22 protein-coding genes and 1 tRNA gene are annotated in these 17,371 nt (G+C 64.4%); 19 read left to right on the top strand and 4 right to left on the bottom strand.

Translation table 11 applies throughout. The annotated features are described in order from the left end of the window. Positions 1 to 4 precede the first annotated feature (4 nt). The 18 genes from rplR (at position 5) to H7A85_RS03745 (ending at position 14,064) form a co-directional block, all read left to right on the top strand. Positions 5 to 367 (top strand): 50S ribosomal protein L18, encoded by a 363-nt coding sequence (gene rplR, locus H7A85_RS03825; RefSeq protein WP_182084586.1) that lies wholly within the window; start codon positions 5 to 7, stop codon positions 365 to 367. 140 nt (positions 368 to 507) lie between these two features. Further along, positions 508 to 1,059, top strand: coding sequence for a 30S ribosomal protein S5 (gene rpsE / locus H7A85_RS03820; RefSeq protein WP_182084585.1), 552 nt, complete (start codon positions 508 to 510; stop codon positions 1,057 to 1,059). Between the two features lie 67 nt (positions 1,060 to 1,126). Continuing rightward, positions 1,127 to 1,327: a 50S ribosomal protein L30 gene (rpmD, locus tag H7A85_RS03815; protein WP_182084584.1), complete on the top strand. Its 201-nt coding sequence runs from the start codon at positions 1,127 to 1,129 to the stop codon at positions 1,325 to 1,327. A gap of 16 nt (positions 1,328 to 1,343) precedes the next feature. Further along, on the top strand, positions 1,344 to 1,820 hold the full coding sequence (gene rplO, locus H7A85_RS03810) for a 50S ribosomal protein L15 (protein WP_182084583.1): 477 nt from the start codon (positions 1,344 to 1,346) through the stop codon (positions 1,818 to 1,820). Positions 1,821 to 2,029: 209 nt separating this feature from the next. Next, on the top strand, positions 2,030 to 3,373 hold the full coding sequence (secY, locus tag H7A85_RS03805; protein WP_182084582.1) for a preprotein translocase subunit SecY: 1,344 nt from the start codon (positions 2,030 to 2,032) through the stop codon (positions 3,371 to 3,373). Further along, positions 3,370 to 3,963, top strand: a complete 594-nt coding sequence (locus tag H7A85_RS03800) for an adenylate kinase (RefSeq protein ID WP_182084581.1) — start codon at positions 3,370 to 3,372, stop codon at positions 3,961 to 3,963. Before secY ends, H7A85_RS03800 begins: the two co-directional genes overlap by 4 nt. Before the next feature lie 187 nt (positions 3,964 to 4,150). After that, entirely contained in the window at positions 4,151 to 4,519 is a 369-nt protein-coding gene (gene rpsM / locus H7A85_RS03795) for a 30S ribosomal protein S13 (protein WP_182084580.1), read from the top strand. 114 nt (positions 4,520 to 4,633) lie between these two features. After that, the gene (gene rpsK / locus H7A85_RS03790; RefSeq protein ID WP_039192607.1) at positions 4,634 to 5,023 is read left to right on the top strand and encodes a 30S ribosomal protein S11; all 390 of its coding nucleotides are present in this window, start codon (positions 4,634 to 4,636) and stop codon (positions 5,021 to 5,023) included. Positions 5,024 to 5,159: 136 nt separating this feature from the next. Next, positions 5,160 to 6,179 carry a DNA-directed RNA polymerase subunit alpha gene (locus H7A85_RS03785; protein WP_182084579.1) on the top strand — a complete coding sequence of 340 codons (1,020 nt, stop codon included), beginning with the start codon at positions 5,160 to 5,162 and terminating at the stop codon, positions 6,177 to 6,179. Positions 6,180 to 6,324: 145 nt separating this feature from the next. Further along, positions 6,325 to 6,747, top strand: a complete 423-nt coding sequence (gene rplQ / locus H7A85_RS03780) for a 50S ribosomal protein L17 (RefSeq protein ID WP_182084578.1) — start codon at positions 6,325 to 6,327, stop codon at positions 6,745 to 6,747. A 78-nt stretch (positions 6,748 to 6,825) separates the two neighbouring features. Further along, positions 6,826 to 7,842 (top strand): NAD-dependent epimerase/dehydratase family protein, encoded by a 1,017-nt coding sequence (locus H7A85_RS03775; RefSeq protein WP_182084577.1) that lies wholly within the window; start codon positions 6,826 to 6,828, stop codon positions 7,840 to 7,842. Between the two features lie 272 nt (positions 7,843 to 8,114). Beyond that, on the top strand, positions 8,115 to 8,243 hold the full coding sequence (locus tag H7A85_RS20985) for a hypothetical protein (RefSeq protein ID WP_280514902.1): 129 nt from the start codon (positions 8,115 to 8,117) through the stop codon (positions 8,241 to 8,243). Between the two features lie 111 nt (positions 8,244 to 8,354). Then, positions 8,355 to 9,785 carry a Do family serine endopeptidase gene (locus tag H7A85_RS03770; protein ID WP_244630986.1) on the top strand — a complete coding sequence of 477 codons (1,431 nt, stop codon included), beginning with the start codon at positions 8,355 to 8,357 and terminating at the stop codon, positions 9,783 to 9,785. A 14-nt stretch (positions 9,786 to 9,799) separates the two neighbouring features. Next, entirely contained in the window at positions 9,800 to 11,134 is a 1,335-nt protein-coding gene (locus H7A85_RS03765; protein ID WP_182084575.1) for a replication-associated recombination protein A, read from the top strand. A gap of 36 nt (positions 11,135 to 11,170) precedes the next feature. Next, positions 11,171 to 11,548, top strand: a complete 378-nt coding sequence (gene crcB / locus H7A85_RS03760) for a fluoride efflux transporter CrcB (RefSeq protein WP_182084574.1) — start codon at positions 11,171 to 11,173, stop codon at positions 11,546 to 11,548. Between the two features lie 75 nt (positions 11,549 to 11,623). Continuing rightward, positions 11,624 to 12,613, top strand: coding sequence for an RluA family pseudouridine synthase (locus H7A85_RS03755; protein WP_182084573.1), 990 nt, complete (start codon positions 11,624 to 11,626; stop codon positions 12,611 to 12,613). 3 nt (positions 12,614 to 12,616) lie between these two features. Next, positions 12,617 to 13,312, top strand: coding sequence for an HAD-IA family hydrolase (locus H7A85_RS03750; protein WP_182084572.1), 696 nt, complete (start codon positions 12,617 to 12,619; stop codon positions 13,310 to 13,312). Positions 13,313 to 13,344: 32 nt separating this feature from the next. Beyond that, positions 13,345 to 14,064 carry an ATP12 family protein gene (locus tag H7A85_RS03745; RefSeq protein WP_182084571.1) on the top strand — a complete coding sequence of 240 codons (720 nt, stop codon included), beginning with the start codon at positions 13,345 to 13,347 and terminating at the stop codon, positions 14,062 to 14,064. Here the strand turns inward: H7A85_RS03745 and H7A85_RS03740 are convergent, their stop codons facing one another. The 4 genes from H7A85_RS03740 to lipB are packed head-to-tail and all read right to left on the bottom strand — an operon-like array spanning position 14,065 to position 16,967. Then, positions 14,065 to 14,847 carry a molybdopterin-dependent oxidoreductase gene (locus H7A85_RS03740; RefSeq protein ID WP_182084570.1) on the bottom strand — a complete coding sequence of 261 codons (783 nt, stop codon included), beginning with the start codon at positions 14,845 to 14,847 and terminating at the stop codon, positions 14,065 to 14,067. It lies immediately after the preceding gene. Beyond that, on the bottom strand, positions 14,844 to 15,671 hold the full coding sequence (locus H7A85_RS03735; protein WP_182084569.1) for a cytochrome b/b6 domain-containing protein: 828 nt from the start codon (positions 15,669 to 15,671) through the stop codon (positions 14,844 to 14,846). Before H7A85_RS03735 ends, H7A85_RS03740 begins: the two co-directional genes overlap by 4 nt. Before the next feature lie 41 nt (positions 15,672 to 15,712). Further along, a complete protein-coding gene (locus H7A85_RS03730) occupies positions 15,713 to 16,192 on the bottom strand; it encodes a YaiI/YqxD family protein (RefSeq protein WP_182085051.1) in 480 nt (159 codons plus the stop codon). Between the two features lie 4 nt (positions 16,193 to 16,196). Next, positions 16,197 to 16,967 (bottom strand): lipoyl(octanoyl) transferase LipB, encoded by a 771-nt coding sequence (gene lipB / locus H7A85_RS03725; RefSeq protein WP_182084568.1) that lies wholly within the window; start codon positions 16,965 to 16,967, stop codon positions 16,197 to 16,199. Between the two features lie 184 nt (positions 16,968 to 17,151). Between lipB and H7A85_RS03720 the strand changes: the two genes are divergently transcribed. Then, positions 17,152 to 17,236, top strand: a tRNA-Leu gene (locus tag H7A85_RS03720). The last annotated feature ends 135 nt before the right edge of the window (positions 17,237 to 17,371 follow it).

The raw sequence follows: 17,371 nt of genomic DNA, 5'->3' as shown, positions 1-17,371 counted from the left end.
GGATATGGCTACGCAGAAGGAACTCCTCCGGCGCCGCGCATCCCGCGTTCGCCGCACTCTCAAGGCGGTTGCGAACGGGCGTCCGCGCCTGTCCGTTCACCGCTCTTCCAAGAACATCTACGCTCAGGTCATCGACGACGTCGCAGGCCGCACGCTGGCCGCCGCTTCGACGCTTGAGGCCGATCTGCGCGACAGCCTGAAGACGGGCGCCGACACGGCGGCCGCCGCTGCCGTCGGCAAGCTCGTTGCCGAGCGCGCCAAGGAAGCGGGTGTGACCGATGTCGTGTTCGATCGCGGCTCGTTCATCTACCACGGCCGCGTCAAGGCGCTCGCCGACTCCGCCCGCGAGGGTGGCCTGAACTTCTGATCGATCTGGCTTCGAGCCCGTCGGTCTCCAGCACGTTTCGCGGTCCGGCGGGTTTTCTCGCCGGCCGTGTCGTGCTTTAAGCCGCGTGCGCTCAGCGCACGCATTCTCAGACGCCTCCGGAAAAAAACAAGGAACAGGATATGGCGCCTCGTAACGAACGGAACGACCGCGAAGAGCGGGATGACGGTTTCGTCGACAAGCTGGTTCACATCAATCGTGTCGCCAAGGTGGTGAAGGGTGGTCGTCGCTTCGGCTTCGCCGCTCTCGTCGTCGTCGGTGATCTGAAGGGCCGCGTCGGCTTCGGCCACGGCAAGGCGCGCGAAGTGCCGGAGGCAATCCGCAAGGCGACGGAAGCCGCCAAGCGCGACCTGATCTTCGTGCCGCTGCGCGACGGCCGTACGCTTCACCACGACGTGCATGGTCGCCACGGCGCCGGCAAGGTTATCCTTCGCACGGCGGAAGCTGGTACCGGCATCATCGCCGGCGGTCCGATGCGCGCCGTGTTCGAAGCGGTCGGCATGCATGACGTCGTCGCCAAGTCGCTGGGTTCCTCGAACCCGTACAACATGGTCCGCGCGACGTTCGACGCGCTGAAGGGTCAGATGCATCCCAAGGACGTGGCAGCGCGTCGTGGGCTGAAGTATTCGACGCTTCAGGCTCGCCGTCGCGACCTGGTGGGTGCGGAGGACTGATCGGATCGGCGAACTTGCTTCTCGAGCGAGCTTGCAGTCCATCGTCCCAGATCGAAGGAGCCGACATATGGCTGAGAACAACCAGGGCAAGACGGTCACCGTCGAGCAGATCGGAAGCCCTATCCGCCGTCCGGGCGATCAGCGCGCGACGCTGATCGGGCTGGGCCTCAACAAGTTGCACCGCGTACGGACGCTGGAGGATACGCCTTCGGTTCGTGGCATGATCGCCAAGGTCAGCCACCTCGTCCGCGTCGTCGACGGCCAGTAAGCCGGGAGTCATCGAGATGAAACTCAACGAGATCGCCGACAAGGACGGCGCCACGCATTCGCGCAAGCGTCTGGGTCGCGGCATCGGCTCGGGCTCCGGCAAGACCGGCGGGCGAGGCGTCAAAGGTCAGAAGGCCCGTTCGGGCGTCGCCATCAACGGCTTCGAGGGCGGTCAGATGCCGCTCTACCGGCGCCTGCCGAAGCGCGGCTTCGTCAACATCTTCGCCAAGGACTACAACGTCGTCTCGCTGGATCGCATCAGCAAGGCGATTGAGGCCGGCAAGCTGGACGGCTCCGCCACGATCGACGTGACGGCGCTGAAGTCGGCTGGGCTCGTCCGCCGCGTTCTGGACGGTGTTCGTGTTCTTGGTGACGGCGAAGTCTCCGCCAAGCTGACCATCGTTGCCGCCGGTGCTTCGCGCTCGGCTATCGAGAAGGTCGAAAAGGCCGGTGGAACGCTGAGCGTGCCGCAGAAGGCCGAAGCGGAAGCCTGATTCGAACAGGCCTTCGTCGAAACGAACGAAAGCCGCTCCCTTACAGGGGCGGCTTTTTCCGTATCCGGGGCATGCCTTGATGCCGATTTGTCTTGTATTTCGTCGCCATAGGTCGTTCTAGATAATCATTCGTGCGGAACGGAATCGTCGACGCGACCCTCGCGGCCGTCGGATTGCGCCGCAACGGTTCACCCGAAGAGAGTGCAGATATGGCATCGGCCGCGGAACAACTTGCCGCAAATCTGAACTTCGCCGCCTTTTCCAAGGCCGAAGATCTGAAGAAGCGGATCTGGTTCACGCTGGGCGCGCTTCTCGTGTATCGGCTGGGCACGTACATTCCCATGCCCGGTATCGATCCAGACGCGCTAGCGCAGGCGTTTCATCAGCAGTCCACCGGCATCCTCGGACTGTTCAACATGTTCGCCGGCGGTGCCGTGGGACGTATGGCGATCTTCGCGCTCGGGATCATGCCGTATATCTCCGCATCCATCATCATTCAGCTGATGACGTCGGTGATCCCTTCGCTCGAGACCTTGAAGAAGGAAGGCGAGGCGGGCCGGAAGGTCATCAACCAGTACACCCGCTACGGCACGGTGCTGCTGGCGACCGTGCAGGCCTACGGTATCGCGGCGGGCCTTCAGTCCACGAGCAACATCGTCACCAATCCCGGCACGTTCTTCATCCTGTCGAGCGTCATCACGCTGGTGGGCGGGACGATGTTCATGATGTGGCTCGGTGAGCAGATCACCGCCCGTGGCATCGGCAACGGCATTTCGCTGATCATCTTCGCCGGTATCGCCGCCAACCTGCCCTCGGCGCTCGCCAACCTTCTGGAGCTCGGACGGACGGGCGCGCTTTCCACGACGATCATTGCGCTCGTTGCGATCGTCGTCGCGCTTTGCATCGCCGGCGTCGTGTTCTTCGAGCGGGCGCAGCGGAGGCTGCTCATCCAGTATCCCAAGCGTCAGGTCGGGAACCGGATGTTCCAGGGCGACACGTCGCATCTGCCGCTGAAGCTCAACACGGCGGGCGTCATTCCGCCGATCTTTGCCTCGTCGCTCCTGCTGCTGCCCGTGACGATCGCGAACTTCGCCGACACGAGCACACTGCCGTCCTGGGCGACGACCATCATCGCGTCGCTGGGGCACGGCCGTCCGCTCTACATGGCGCTGTACGCCGGTATGATCGCGTTCTTCGCTTTCTTCTATACGGCGATCGTCTTCAATCCGAAGGACACCGCCGACAATTTGAAGAAGCATGGCGGCTTCATTCCGGGCATTCGCCCGGGCGAGCGGACCGCGGACTATATCGACTACGTTCTGACCCGGATCACGGTTGTCGGAGCGATCTATCTCGTGTTGATCTGCCTGCTTCCCGAAATTCTGATTTCGGCGGCCGGCATTCCGTTCTACCTCGGCGGCACCTCGCTGCTGATCGTGGTCTCGGTCACGATGGATACGGTTGCGCAAGTGCAGGGGCATCTGCTGGCACATCAATACGAAGGGCTCGTCAAGAAGGCGAAGCTGCGCGGAGGAAGGCGAGGAACTCGATGAGGGTCATTCTGCTGGGACCCCCGGGGGCGGGGAAGGGGACTCAGGCGCAACGTCTGGTCGAGCATCACGGAATTCCGCAGCTGTCCACCGGCGACATGTTGCGGGAGGCGGTGGCCAACAGGACGGAGATCGGGTTGAAGGCCCAAGCCGTCATGGACGCCGGTCAGCTCGTTTCGGACGAGATCGTGATCGGCATCGTCGCCGATCGCATCGACCGGGACGACGCTCGCAAGGGATTCATTCTGGACGGCTTCCCGAGGACCGTGGCCCAAGCGGCCGCGCTGGACACGATGCTGGCCGAGCGCTCGCTGCGGATCGACGCGGTTCTCGAATTCCAGGTCGATGAGGGGCGTCTGGTCGAACGTATCGAAAAGCGGGCGCGAGAAACGGCGGAAGCCGGCCTTCCGGTTCGCAAGGACGATACGCCGGAAGTCTTCAAGCGTCGGCTCGGCGAGTTCCGGCAGCTGACCGCAGCGGTGTCCCCGTTCTACCGCGCCAAAGGCCTGCTTCGCGAGATCGACGGTATGGCCTCCGTGGAAGCCGTCACCGCGCAGATCGAGAGTGTGCTCGGCGAACGCGTCGGTGCCTGATCCTCGATCGGGTGGTTGACGTGCCGGACCGGAATCTTATAAGGACCGGTCCAAATCGACAATGATCATGCGATCGACACCGCTCCGCTTGGAGGGCACGGTGGTCGGTCGCTCCATGTTTCGGTTTTGCCTTTCCATAAGGCTACCGTTTTCATCGTGGCGGATCCACGATCTAAGGAGGCTTATCTTGGCCCGTATTGCTGGCGTCAACATTCCCACCAACAAGCGCGTCGTCGTTGCGCTTCAGTACATCCACGGCATCGGCCCGCGTTTCGCGCAGGAGATCATGGAGAAGGTCAACCTTGCGGCCGAGCGCCGCGTGAACGATCTCTCCGACGCTGAAGTCCTGCAGATCCGCGAGATCATCGACCGCGACTACCGCGTCGAGGGCGACCTTCGCCGCGAGACGTCGATGAACATCAAGCGTCTGATGGACCTCGGCTGCTACCGCGGCCTGCGTCATCGTCGCGGTCTGCCTGTCCGTGGCCAGCGCACGCACACCAACGCCCGCACCCGCAAGGGTCCGGCGAAGGCGATCGCCGGCAAGAAGAAGTAAGCGAGCGGCTTCCGAGGGTTCGGAAGCGTTCGATCGGTTTTCGACGGTAGCTGATGCTGCCGTCGGGTGGAGCCGCCGGAACTACGGCGGTGTCGAGATCCAAGGAAGAAGAGAATGGCCAAGGAAGCACAGCGCGTTCGTCGCCGCGAGCGCAAGAACATCACCTCGGGCGTCGCCCACGTGAACTCGTCCTTCAACAACACGCTGATCACCATCACCGACGCGCAGGGCAACACGATCGCCTGGTCGTCGGCCGGTGCTCAAGGGTTCAAGGGTTCGCGCAAGTCGACGCCGTTCGCCGCGCAGATCGCCGCCGAGGACGCCGCCAAGAAGGCGCAGGAGCACGGCATGCGGACCCTCGAGGTCGAAGTGTCGGGCCCCGGTTCCGGCCGCGAGTCTGCCCTTCGCGCTCTCCAGGCTGCGGGCTTCACGATCACGTCGATCCGCGACGTGACGCCGATCCCGCACAACGGCGTTCGCCCGCGCAAGAAGCGCCGCGTCTGAGCCTCAGGCCGCTCCAGAACTTGCCGCGCAGCCCCTCCGGGTTGCGCGGCTTTCGCCGTATTCGGGAAGCCGATCCTTCCCTTGCAGACCTATCGCCACGATTGGATGGTGGCGAGGTAGCTGAAAGGCAAACGACATGATCGCCAGCAACTGGCAGAACCTGACGAAGCCCAATCAGGTCGTCTTCAAGAGCGGCGGCAGCCGCACGAAGGCGTCGCTGGTGGCAGAACCGTTGGAGCGCGGCTTCGGCCTGACGCTCGGTAACGCGCTGCGCCGCGTGCTTCTTTCCTCGCTGCAGGGCGCGGCCGTCACCGCGATGCAGATCGACGGCGTGCTGCACGAGTTCTCCTCGATCGCAGGCGTGCGCGAAGACGTGACGGACATCGTCCTGAACGTGAAGGAAATCTCGATCGGCATGCAGGGCGACGGCCCGAAGCGCATGGTGCTTCGCAAGTCCGGCCCGGGTGTCGTGACGGCCGGCGATATCCAGACGGTCGGCGATATCGAGATCCTGAACCCCGAGCACGAAATCTGCACCCTCGATGAGGGCGCGGAGATTCGCATCGAGTTCACGGTCGATACCGGCAAGGGTTACGTCCCCGCCGATCAGAACCGCGCCGAAGACGCGCCGATCGGCTTGATTCCGATCGACGCGCTGTTCTCGCCGGTGAAGAAGGTGTCCTACAAGGTCGAGAACACCCGCGAGGGGCAGGACCTGAACAAGGACAAGCTGACCATGGACATCGTCACCGACGGGTCCATCAGCGGCGAGGACGCCGTGGCTTATGCCGCGCGTATCCTGCAGGATCAGCTTTCGGTGTTCGTCAACTTCGAGGAGCCGCAGCGCGAAGTGCGCGGCGCCGAAGAGCAGATCGCCGAGCTCGCGTTCAACCCGGCGCTTCTCAAGAAGGTCGACGAGCTCGAGCTATCGGTGCGTTCGGCGAACTGCCTGAAGAACGACAACATCGTCTATATCGGCGACCTGATCCAGAAGACGGAAGCGGAGATGCTTCGCACGCCGAACTTTGGGCGCAAGTCGCTGAACGAGATCAAGGAAGTGCTGGCCTCGATGGGCCTACACCTTGGTATGGAAGTCAGCGCCTGGCCGCCAGAGAACATCGACGATCTGGCCAAGCGTTACGAGGATCAGTACTGATCTCCGCGTGAATTTCGCCCGCCGTTCCGACGGCGGGCGATCTGGACCACCCCAACGATTCAAAGGCACATGCACCGGGCTTCGTCCGGGATGCGAGGATGCCGACCCCAGGCCTTGAGGCCGGAACTGACTGAGGACAAGAACGATGCGTCACGGAAACAGCGGCCGTAAGCTCAACCGCACCCACGAGCACCGCAAGGCGATGTTCGCGAACATGTCGGCCTCGCTCATCGAGCATGAGCAGATCGTCACCACCCTGCCGAAGGCCAAGGACTTGCGTCCGATCGTCGAGAAGCTGATCACGCTCGGCAAGCGCGGCGATCTGCACGCTCGCCGGCAGGCCATCAGCCAGATCCGCGACGAGGCGGCTGTTCGCAAGCTCTTCGACACGCTGGCTTCGCGCTACGCCGATCGCAACGGCGGCTATTGCCGCGTGCTGAAGGCCGGTTTCCGCCGCGGCGACAACGCGCCGTTGGCCGTCATCGAGTTCGTCGATCGCGATCCTGAAGCCCGCGGCGCGGCCGATCGCGCTCGCGTCGAGGCGGAAGGCGCGGACGAGGCGGCCTGATCGCTCTTCGATGGATTGAAAAGGGGCCCTCCGGGGCCCTTTTTTATTGGCTTGATGTGTGAAGCGGAGGGTTCGGCGATGGATGATCTCGTTCTGGTGACCGGAGCCTCGGGCTTTATCGCCAAACACATCGTACTGCGTCTCCTGCAGGAGGGCTGGCGGGTTCGTGGCACGGTGCGCGGCCAGGAACGGGCCGACGAGGTGCGGAGCGTCGTCGAAGTTCACGGAGGCGATTCGTCCCGTCTCGAATTCGCCTTTGCCGATCTGTCTTCGGGCGAGGGCTGGTTCCAGGCCGCAGGCGGGTGCCGCTACCTCGTTCACACCGCCTCGCCCTTTCCCTTGATTCCGCCGTGCGATGCGGACGGGTTGGTCAGCCTCGCCAAGCGGGGAACGGAGTATGTCCTGCGAGCAGCGGCAAGGGCGGGAACGGAGAGGGCAGTGGTCACGTCGTCGGTCGCCGCAGTTCTTTACGGGCACCCCGCCGGTCGCGCCTCCTCGTTCGCGGAAGCGGACTGGACGAACACTAAAGCGCGCGCCGTGTCGAGCTATGCGCGGTCGAAAACCTTGGCGGAAAAAGCTGCCTGGGATGTCGCGCGGGAGACGGGGCTTTCGTTATCGACGATCAACCCGGGGCTCGTGTTCGGACCGGTCCTCGACAAACGCTTGGGGACCTCGGCAGAGCTGGTGGCCCTATTGTTGCGGGGTAGGGTTCCGGCCTTGCCGGACATCGCGTTTCCAACGGTCGACGTCCGCGACGTGGCGACGGCGCATGTTCGGGCGTTGACCGTGCCGGTAACAGGACGTCGTTTCCTGCTTGCGGCGCCGGACGAACTGACCCTGCCGGGTGTGGCGGCTGCCTTGTCGGAAGCATATCCCGATCGCCGCGCGAAGCTCCCTCGCCATCGCATCCCCGCGTCGTTGCTGCGGATGGTCGGCCGGTTTTCACCGGGCGTCGCCATGCTGGCGGACGATATCGGTCGGGCAAAAACCGTCGACACGACCCCCGCCCGCGAGCTTCTCGGTCTCGATTTCATTCCGGCCCGAACCGCCGCGCTCGACCTCGCCGAAAGTTTGTTGCGGAACGGTTGCGTTTGACGACATCGATGCGAAACGCCCCGCTTCTACACAGTCCTTCATATCCTGTGGGATGTTGCAGCGAAGCGATAGCGGACGCTCGGACCCCATGCGATAGGTGGTGCAACGGCAGCTCCGCACAAGCTTGAAAGATCGACCGCAACCTTTTTCGGTTCGTGGCATTTTCTTGTCAAATGGGGCTTTCGCCGGACGGGGCAGCGCGGCGAGTTTAGACGGATTAAACGGATATCATGGAAAATCGAACCGCTTTCACTCCTACGAGCGAGTTCTCGATGCGTCGTACTGTGCTGACACTTCTGGGTGCGGTGTTCGCCTTCGGAATTCTGACCGCGAGCTACGCCACCGCCGAACTTCCCGCTACGGCCGCAGTCGTCAGCGAAGAAACGACTGTCGCTCGCTGAGCGTCGAAAAGCTTGAATATGGAGAAAAGGGCCGCAAGGCCCTTTTTTCGTTGCAGAGCGCCAGCATATCAGACGGCGCACAAGTCCAACGTCCGAAAGATGAAGCTGATGATCGCATCGCGCCGCGTGCTGGGTCTCGGGTTGCTCGCGTCCATTCAGATCGCCTCGCCGGGTTTCGCCCAAGGGACACCGGCTCCGGCACCCATCGCGCCGGCCGCGCCAGCCGAGCAGGTTCCCGGATCGAAAGCGGAGGTGCGGCTGACCTTTGCACCACTGGTGCGAAAGACGGCGCCGGCGGTGGTGAACGTGTATGCGGCACGACGCGTGCCCGTGCGCAGCCCGTTCGCGGGTGATCCCTTCTTCGAGCAATTTTTTGGGCGTGGCGAGAACCGGGTCCGACGCGAATCGTCGCTCGGCTCAGGCGTGATCGTGGATTCGTCCGGTTTGGTGGTGACGAACCAGCATGTGATCGCGGACGCCGACGAAGTCCGTGTCGCGCTCGCCGATGGGCGGGAGTTCGACGCGCAAATTCTTCTGAAGGACGAGCAGGCCGATCTGGCGGTTCTGAAGATCGAGAGTGACGAAGCGTTCCCGAGCGTTGTGATCGCGGATTCGGATACGGCAGAGATCGGCGATCTCGTTCTGGCGATCGGCAATCCGTTCGGCATCGGCCAGACCGTGACCAACGGCATCGTGTCGGCGCTGGCGAGAACGCATGTCGGCGTCAACGACGTCGGCTATTTCATTCAGACGGATGCCGCGATCAATCCCGGCAACTCGGGCGGCGCGCTGATCGACATGCGCGGCGAACTGGTCGGGGTCAACACCGCGATCTTTTCCCGCTCCGGCGGCTCGAACGGGATCGGGTTCGCGATCCCCGCCAACATGGTTCGCGCCTTTGCGGCCGCGGCCAAGGAAGGGCGCGCGTTCGAGCGGCCCTATATCGGCGCGAGCTTCGTGCCGGTGACGGCGGATATCGCGGAAGCGCTGGGGCTCGAGCGCCCGACCGGCGCTCTGGTTCAGGCGGTGCGGTCCGACACACCGGCCGACGCCGCGGGGCTGCGGGAGGGCGACGTGATTCTCTCGATGAACGGCTTCCCGGTCGAAAACCCCGATACACTGGGATACCGACTGGCGACGGCTGGGCTCGGCGGCGAGGCGGACCTCGAAGTCCTGGCCAGTGGCGGGAAGAGGGAGGATGTTCGGATCGCGCTGGCGTCCGCACCGGAGAAGCCGGCACGCGACGAACGCACTCTGGATGGCGAAACGCCTTTCGCGGGTGCCACTATCGCCAACCTGTCGCCGCGGCTCGCGGGCGAACTCGACATGGCGCAGACGGCGACGGGCGTCGTGGTCACCGGTGTGGTGCGCAATTCGCCGGCGGCCCGGCTGGGGCTTCGTCCCAAGGATATCATCGTGTCCTTGAACGGGCAGGACCTCGCTTCGACGCAGGAACTCGAAGACGATGCGGCGAGCAGCCGTCGCGGCTGGCGGATCGAGGTCGATCGCGCTGGGCAGCGGCTGGTTCAATCGGTGCGCTGAGCGGGCGAAGGACCATGTCGGACCTGTTCGGCTCCCCGCCGCCTCCCCAAAGGGAGACGTCGCGCCCGCGCGCGAAAGACGCGACCGGTCCGTTGGCGGAGCGCCTACGGCCGACGAGCCTCGGTGAGGTCGTCGGGCAGGAGCATCTGACGGGGGCGGACGGCGTGCTGACGCGCATGCTCGGCAGCGGAAGCCTCGGCTCGGTGATCTTCTGGGGGCCGCCGGGAACAGGAAAGACGACCGTTGCGCGGCTTCTGGCCGACGACGTCGGCTATGCGTTCGAGCAGATTTCGGCGATCTTTTCCGGGGTCGCCGATCTCAAGAAGGTGTTCGAGGCGGCGCGTTTGCGTCGCTCCAATGGCCGACAGACACTTCTCTTCGTGGACGAGATCCACCGCTTCAACCGGGCACAACAGGACTCGTTCCTTCCTGTCATGGAGGATGGGACGATCGTCCTGGTCGGAGCGACGACGGAAAATCCGTCCTTCGAACTGAACGCCGCGCTCCTGTCTCGCGCCCGCGTGCTGACCTTTCGATCGCACGATGCGGAAAGCCTCGCGCGCCTTCTGGAGCGGGCCGAGGCGGCGATGGCTCGCCCGCTACCGCTGGAGCCCGGCGCAAGGGACGCGCTGATCCGCATGGCGGACGGGGACGGGCGCGCCGTGCTGACGCTGGCGGAAGAGGTCTGGCGTGCGACGCGCGAAGGCGAGACGCTGGACGGCGAGGGGCTGCAGCGCGTGGTGCAGCGCCGCGCTCCGATCTACGACAAGGGGCAGGACGGGCACTACAACCTGATCTCGGCCCTGCACAAATCGGTGCGCGGCTCCGATCCGGACGCGGCGCTCTACTACCTCTGCCGCATGCTGGATGCCGGCGAGGACCCGCTTTATCTCGGCCGGCGGCTGGTTCGCATGGCGTCCGAGAATATCGGTCTGGCCGATCCGCGCGCGCTTCTCGTGGCGAGCGCGGCGAAGGATGCGTTCGACTACCTCGGCTCGCCGGAGGGCGAGCTCGCGCTCGCGCAGGCGACGGTCTATCTGGCGACGGCGCCCAAATCCAACGCCGTCTATACGGCCTACAAGGCGGCGATGCGGGCGGCCAAGGAGCATGGTTCGCTTCTGCCACCGCGCCACATCCTCAACGCTCCGACCAAGCTGATGAAGGAGGATGGGTACGGCGATGGATATGCCTACGACCACGACACGCCGGACGCCTTTTCCGGCCAAGACTACTTTCCCGAAGCGATGGGTCGCTTGAGTTTCTACCAGCCGACGGGTCGTGGCGAGGAGGCTCGGATCGCAGACCGGATGGAGCGTTGGGCGCACCTTCGAAAGGATCGCTCGCGGTGATCTGCTTCGACGATGAGGAGAAGAAGGGGGACTTCCATGCTGAATCTGGCGCTCGTGGCGCTCGGCGGAGCCTTGGGTTCGACGGCCCGATATGCGGTGGGCTTGGGTGCCACACGATGGTTCGGGTTGGCGGTTCCCTACGGGACGATGTTCGTCAACATCACCGGATCGGCGATGATGGGGTTTCTCGTGGCTCTCTTCGCCCGCAAGATCGACGCCTCGCCGGAATTGAGGGTGTTTTTGATGGTCGGGATTCTTGGCGGCTACACCACGTTCTCGTCCTTCACGCTGGATGCGATGGCGCTTTGGACGAAGGGGGCGGAGGTTTCGTCCGTGCTCTACACGCTGCTTTCGGTCAGCGGTGGGCTTCTGGCTTTCTTCCTCGGTGCTTCGCTCGCGCGGCAGATCGTCTAGCTGCGAAGGCTTCGAGGTTTCCGCTTCGGCCGCGATGCTGTATCGCCTGACAGGAACGGCGCGAGGTGAGTGGTGATGTCGGCAGTCGAGCAGATCAGGGTCGATCCGGACGAGACGGGACTGCGTCTCGATCGCTGGTTCAAGCTGCATTATCCCGGCCTCGGCTTCGGCCACCTGCAGAAGCTTTTGCGCTCGGGTCAGGTCCGTGTCGATGGCGGGCGAGCGAAGACGGATACGCGCATCGAAGCCGGGCAACTCATTCGCGTGCCGCCGATGGGCGCGGACGCCGCGCGGCTGAAGACGCCGGTGCTGACGGCCAACACGATCCGCGACAAGCACGACGGCGACGTTCTCGGGCAGATGCTGATCTACGAAGACGAGAAGGTCTTCGTCTTCAACAAGCCCGCCGGGCTCGCGGTGCAGGGCGGCTCGGGCGTTTCGCGCCACGTCGACGGCATGCTGGAAGCCTGGCGCAGCAAGAAGGGTGAGAAGCCTCGGCTCGTCCACCGTATCGACCGCGACACGTCCGGCATCCTCGTCGTCGCTCGCACGCGCGGAGCGGCCGTGTCGCTCACCAAGGCGTTTCGTGAGCGCGACACGACGAAAAAGTACTGGGCCTTGGTGAAGGGTGCGCCAAGCCCACGCGAAGGGCGGATCTCGACTTACCTCGTCAGGGAACCGACGCTCGATGGTGACCGGATGCGCGTGGCCAAGCACGGGGAGGACGGCGCCGATCATGCGCTGTCGCACTATCGCATCATCGACCAGGTGGCGCAGCAGTTCGCCTGGATCGAGATGGAGCCTTGGACCGGGCGCACGCACCAGCTCCGCGTCCATGCCGCCCATATCGGCCACCCGATTCTTGGGGATCCGAAATATTTCGAGCACGACACCAACTGGGAGTTTCCCGGCGGCGTGCAGAACCGGCTGCACCTGCATGCCCGGCGCATCATCATTCCCCACCCGAACGGCGGGCGCATGATCGACCAGATCGCCCCGCTGCCGCCGCATATGGTCCAGACCTGGAACCTCTTCGGCTTCGACGAGACGGCCGAGAACGACTGAACGATGAAGGCCATCCTCTTCGACTGCGATGGAACGCTGGCTGACAGCTTCGGTCTGATCATCGGCACGATGCGGCAATGTTTTGCCGCTGCCGGTCTACCGGTGCCGGACGACGCCGCGACGAGCGGCGTGATCGGCCTTTCGCTGGATCTCGCCATCCACCAATTGGCACCGACCCTGCAGGCGGAAGAGCTTCCCCGAATGGTGGCGCTCTACAAGTCGGAATTCCAACGAGTTCGTGCGGCAGGAACGTTTCCGGAAGCCTTGTTTCCCGGTGCTGAAGACCTCCTACGCCGCCTAGCGCGCCGAGAGGACGTGCTTCTCGGCATGGTCACCGGCAAGTCGCGACGCGGCGTACGGTCCGTGATCGAGACGCATGCGCTGGACGGCGTCTTCGCCGCCATCCGCACGGCGGACGATTGCCAGTCGAAGCCGCATCCCGCCATGGTTCTCGAATGCTGCGCCGAGCTTGGTATCGAGCCCGCCGATTGCGTCGTCGTCGGGGACGCGATCTTCGACATGCAGATGGCCGTCTCAGCCAAGGCATCGGCGATCGGCGTATCCTGGGGCGCCCAGCCGGTCGGGGCGCTGACGGCCGCTGGCGCAGGTCGCGTGGCGGCCACGATGGGCGAGCTTTCCGAACTGCTGGAGGAATGGCTCGAGCTCCGGCCGGCGTTCACGCTGGAAACGCAGGTTTGAAACCGAACCCCACGAACACGTAGACCGAGCCCATGTCCGACACGATCCAGAAGCCTGAACTGCCGAAGCGATTCTACAAGGAGGTCGCCGTCGAAGAGACGGAGGCTGGCTTCGAGATCAGGCTGGACGGGCGCGGGGTGCGTACACCCGCGCGCGCGCTTCTCGCCGTGCGCAAGCGCGAGGCGGCAGAGGCGATCGCGGCCGAGTGGCAGGCGCAGGGAACGCATATCGACCCCGCCACGATGCCTGTGACCCGCTTGGTCAACACGGTTCTCGACGGCGTTTCCCAAAACCTCGACCTGACGCGGCAGGACCTGGGACGCTACGCCGAGACAGATCTCCTGGCCTACCGGGCCGATGGCCCGGACCGGCTGGTCGCGCGTCAGCGGGAAATCTGGGACCCGGTCCTGCGTTGGGCGGAAGAGCGGTTCGGAATCAAGGTCGCGGTCGCCAGCGGCGTGATGCACGTCGCACAGTCGCCTGAAATGCTGGATGCGCTTCGCGCCTGGCTCCGTTCCGAAGCGGACCCGTTCCGCCTCGCCGCCATCCATCAGATCACGACGCTGACCGGATCGCTTCTCCTTGCCCTGGCTGTGTCGGAAGGTCATCTCGGCGAAGCGGAGGCTTGGCACGCCGCCCATGTCGACGAAGACTGGAACATCGAGCTTTGGGGCGACGACGAGGAGGCCAAGGCTCGGCGGACATCGCGCTTCGAAGACATGCGGGCCGCCGCGCTTCTGCTACGAAGCTAGTCAGATCCCTGCAAACCAGTCGTAGCCGCGATCTTCCCAAAAGCCGCCGCCGCCTTCGCCATAGGGAGCGAGATTGTCGGTGACGACGATGGCGCGGATGTATTTGGCCATCTTGTAGCCGAGCTGCCGCTCGACGCGAACGCGCAGCGGCGCGCCGTTGGAGACGGGCAGGGCGGTGCCGTTCATGCCGTAGGCAAGGATCGTCTGCGGATGGCGCGCGTCCTGCAGGTCGATCGATTCGTAGTAGCGGACAGGGCCGGTGAAGCTGTTGGCCAGCGTATCGAAGCACAGGAACACGACATAGCGCGCGGACGGAAGGACTTCCGCACGATCCAGGACGGCACCGAGCGGCGTGCCGGTCCATTCCGCGATGCAACTCCATCCTTCGACGCAGTCGTGGCGCGTGATCTGCGTTCGCGCGGGCATGGCGTGGATATCGTCGAGGCTGAGTGAGAGCGTGCGCTTGACGGCACCCGAAACCGAAAGGCGGTAGCCGGAAAACGCATTTCGCGCGAGCGCGAGATAGGGCTCGTCCTGAGGATTGGTGGAGCCGTTCGGCCGCATCGGCTGGCGGATGTCCGACTTCGCGAACTCCGGCGCGAGCGTGTCGCTGCCCAACAGCAGGCGCTGCGCCCGGTAGGTCAGATCGTTCGCCTTCGCCAGAACGTCGCGTACCTGCGAATCGCCGCCGACGAGCGGATCGAAGCATCCCGATATAGGAAGGGTAGAGGCGGCGGCCGCAGCGCCCATGAGAAAGCGACGACGATCGGTTCGAAGGGTCATCGTTCGCTCTCCACCTCGTCCACGCGCATCCAGCCGGTGATCATCGATCGAAGCTCGTTGAACGGGCCGGCGAGCACGACCATGGCGATATGAACGACGAAGAAGGCGAGGAGCAGCAGCATCACGCCGAAATGGATCGTGCGCGCCGTCTGTCGTCCGCCGAAGAGATCCAGCATCCAAGGGGCGAAGGCGTTGACGCCGGGAGACATGGTCAGGCCCGTGGCGACCATCAACGGCAGCAGGACGACGAGGACGGCAAAGTAGGAAAGCTTCTGCAGCGGGCCGTAGCGCCGCTCATGGCGAAGGCGAAGCCGGGCGTGGTCCGTCACATCCTGCGGAAGCGCTCGAAGGTCGCCGGGCCTTGGCACGATATCGCGCGTCAGGTGTCGGTTGAGAAGGCTGGAGACGAGCCAGACGAGGAGCGTTCCGGTAAGCGCCCAAGCGAAGAAGAAATGCACCACGCGACCGGTCGCAAGATCGCGGTAGGAGGGGACGGTGGCCCAACCGGGGAAGGTCTGCTGCTGGAGGTTGCCGTTCGCGTCCTCGATGGCGCCCAGATGCCCCGTCGTGTCGAAGGTGCGACCAAGGATCGTCGTGTAGCCGCGAAGCCGCGACCCCTCGAAACCCGCACCGATGCTGAGGACGGAATTGTCGAAGGCGAAGCCGGACTGGCGACCGACATAAAGATCGGGCCTCGCGGTGAAGATCTGCAGGCCGGACAGGAGGAGAAAGAAAAGGCAGATCGCCCAGGCCCAATGCGTTATCCGCGTCATGAAGGCCTGACGATGGACCAGGGGGCCGTCGCGCCGTGCGAAGAGTTTCATCGACGATGATCCCGGGAGTTGTCGTCCTGGAGATACGGTCTCTACGTCGGTTCAGACGCAGCCGGCTCGGAGGTCAGTCGGCGCAGCAAGCGATCCAATTCCTGCCGGAACCGCGATCGATCGGCCGGACCGAAGGGCTTGTTGTACCCGGAGGAGGCGCCGGTTTCCCGCAGATGCTGGTTGAAGGACCGGAAGGACAGGGCTGCCCCGATGTTTTCCGGCGAGAACGGCCGGCCGTCGGGACCCAGAACGCTCGCCCCTTTCTCCAGCGCGCGGGAAGCCAGCGGAATATCGGCTGATATCACGACGTCGCGACGTGTGGCGTCCTCGACGATCCAGTCGTCCGCCGCATCGGCGCCGCTCGGCACATTGACGATGCGCGCGCCGGGATAGCGCGAGGGGCGCATTCCGCCGTTCGATACGAGGACCACCGCCGCACCGAACCGGCCGGCGACGTCCAGCACCTCGTCCTTCACCGGACAGGCGTCGGCGTCCACAAGAACACGGATCGGGGCGGACACGGCATCAGCCATTGAGGACGTCCGCCGCTGGTCCTGAAAGCTGTCCGGTCACGGGAACCGTCGCGCCGAACACTTCCTCGAAGCGCGCGCGCAGAAAACTATCGACTTCCAGCATCGTGACCGGAATGCCAAGATCGGTCAGGCTGGTGACGCCATGTCCGCGAATGCCGCAGGGCACGATGCCGTCGAAATGGTCGAGATCAGGATCGACGTTCAAGCTGATTCCATGGAACGAGACCCAGCGCCGGATGCGGATGCCGATCGCGGCGATCTTGTCCTCGGCCGTTTCGCCCTCGATCGTGGGCGGACGCTCCGGCCGGCGCACCCACACGCCGACGCGGCCCTCGCGTCGCTCGCCCTTGATATGGAAGTCGCCCAGCGTCGAAATGACCCAGCGCTCCAGCGCAGCTACGAAAGCGCGCACATCTTGGCGGCGACGCTTCAGATCGAGGATGACGTAGGCGACCCGCTGACCGGGCCCGTGATAGGTGTATTCGCCACCGCGACCGGAGGCGAACACGGGAAACCGGGCGCCGTCGAGAAGGTCGGATGCCTGCGCGCTCGTGCCTGCCGTATAAAGAGGCGGGTGCTCGACGAGGAAGACCGCCTCGGGAGCCTGTCCGCCTGCCACGAGCGCCGCGCGTTGTTCCATCAAGGCGACGGCTGCAGGGTATTCCATGGCACCGTCGAACACCGTCCATTCGACAGGCGGGGTGTCGGCGCGCGGAAGGAAGAGGTCTCCGGCCAGGGCATCGCGGGGAATGGGCGCATCCATTTCCGGGAGATAGCGCTCCCTTGAGCGCGGTGCAAACACGAGGAACCACGCCCCACATCGACTGGCGGAAAAGATATCGCGAAGCCCTCGCGAAAAAGGCTTGTGCGGTCGGGAGTCGTTTGTTACATCGCCGCCACCGGTCGAGACAGACCGGCCCGATCACTACCCGATCGGAACACGGCGTGCGGTCGTGGCGGAATTGGTAGACGCGCAGCGTTGAGGTCGCTGTGGGGCAACCCGTGGAAGTTCGAGTCTTCTCGACCGCACCAGCCTTTCCCGGCGACAAGGTCGCCGGATACTCACCTATCCCTATACGAAGCAACGATGTTCATGGTTGTGGACGTTTGCTTTGCGATGCGGTCATTTGACTTCTTCGGGAAACTGGTTTGTGTCCTGGTGCCGTA

The sequence above is a fragment of the Aureimonas sp. ME7 genome (genome assembly GCF_903970965.1).
Lineage (GTDB): Bacteria > Pseudomonadota > Alphaproteobacteria > Rhizobiales > Rhizobiaceae > Aureimonas.
The sequence above is the reverse complement of the archived record's forward strand: the minus strand, read 5'-3'. Positions and strand labels throughout refer to the sequence as shown.

Coding starts and splice junctions, on each gene's coding strand:
- rplR (WP_182084586.1), top strand. CDS start 5: ATGGCTACGCAGAAGGAACTCCTCCGGCGCCGCGCATCCCGCGTTCGC.
- rpsE (WP_182084585.1), top strand. CDS start 508: ATGGCGCCTCGTAACGAACGGAACGACCGCGAAGAGCGGGATGACGGT.
- rpmD (WP_182084584.1), top strand. CDS start 1,127: ATGGCTGAGAACAACCAGGGCAAGACGGTCACCGTCGAGCAGATCGGA.
- rplO (WP_182084583.1), top strand. CDS start 1,344: ATGAAACTCAACGAGATCGCCGACAAGGACGGCGCCACGCATTCGCGC.
- secY (WP_182084582.1), top strand. CDS start 2,030: ATGGCATCGGCCGCGGAACAACTTGCCGCAAATCTGAACTTCGCCGCC.
- H7A85_RS03800 (WP_182084581.1), top strand. CDS start 3,370: ATGAGGGTCATTCTGCTGGGACCCCCGGGGGCGGGGAAGGGGACTCAG.
- rpsK (WP_039192607.1), top strand. CDS start 4,634: ATGGCCAAGGAAGCACAGCGCGTTCGTCGCCGCGAGCGCAAGAACATC.
- H7A85_RS03785 (WP_182084579.1), top strand. CDS start 5,160: ATGATCGCCAGCAACTGGCAGAACCTGACGAAGCCCAATCAGGTCGTC.
- rplQ (WP_182084578.1), top strand. CDS start 6,325: ATGCGTCACGGAAACAGCGGCCGTAAGCTCAACCGCACCCACGAGCAC.
- H7A85_RS03775 (WP_182084577.1), top strand. CDS start 6,826: ATGGATGATCTCGTTCTGGTGACCGGAGCCTCGGGCTTTATCGCCAAA.
- H7A85_RS20985 (WP_280514902.1), top strand. CDS start 8,115: ATGCGTCGTACTGTGCTGACACTTCTGGGTGCGGTGTTCGCCTTCGGA.
- H7A85_RS03765 (WP_182084575.1), top strand. CDS start 9,800: ATGTCGGACCTGTTCGGCTCCCCGCCGCCTCCCCAAAGGGAGACGTCG.
- crcB (WP_182084574.1), top strand. CDS start 11,171: ATGCTGAATCTGGCGCTCGTGGCGCTCGGCGGAGCCTTGGGTTCGACG.
- H7A85_RS03755 (WP_182084573.1), top strand. CDS start 11,624: ATGTCGGCAGTCGAGCAGATCAGGGTCGATCCGGACGAGACGGGACTG.
- H7A85_RS03750 (WP_182084572.1), top strand. CDS start 12,617: ATGAAGGCCATCCTCTTCGACTGCGATGGAACGCTGGCTGACAGCTTC.
- H7A85_RS03745 (WP_182084571.1), top strand. CDS start 13,345: ATGTCCGACACGATCCAGAAGCCTGAACTGCCGAAGCGATTCTACAAG.
- H7A85_RS03740 (WP_182084570.1), bottom strand. CDS start 14,847: ATGACCCTTCGAACCGATCGTCGTCGCTTTCTCATGGGCGCTGCGGCC.
- H7A85_RS03735 (WP_182084569.1), bottom strand. CDS start 15,671: ATGAAACTCTTCGCACGGCGCGACGGCCCCCTGGTCCATCGTCAGGCC.
- lipB (WP_182084568.1), bottom strand. CDS start 16,967: ATGGATGCGCCCATTCCCCGCGATGCCCTGGCCGGAGACCTCTTCCTT.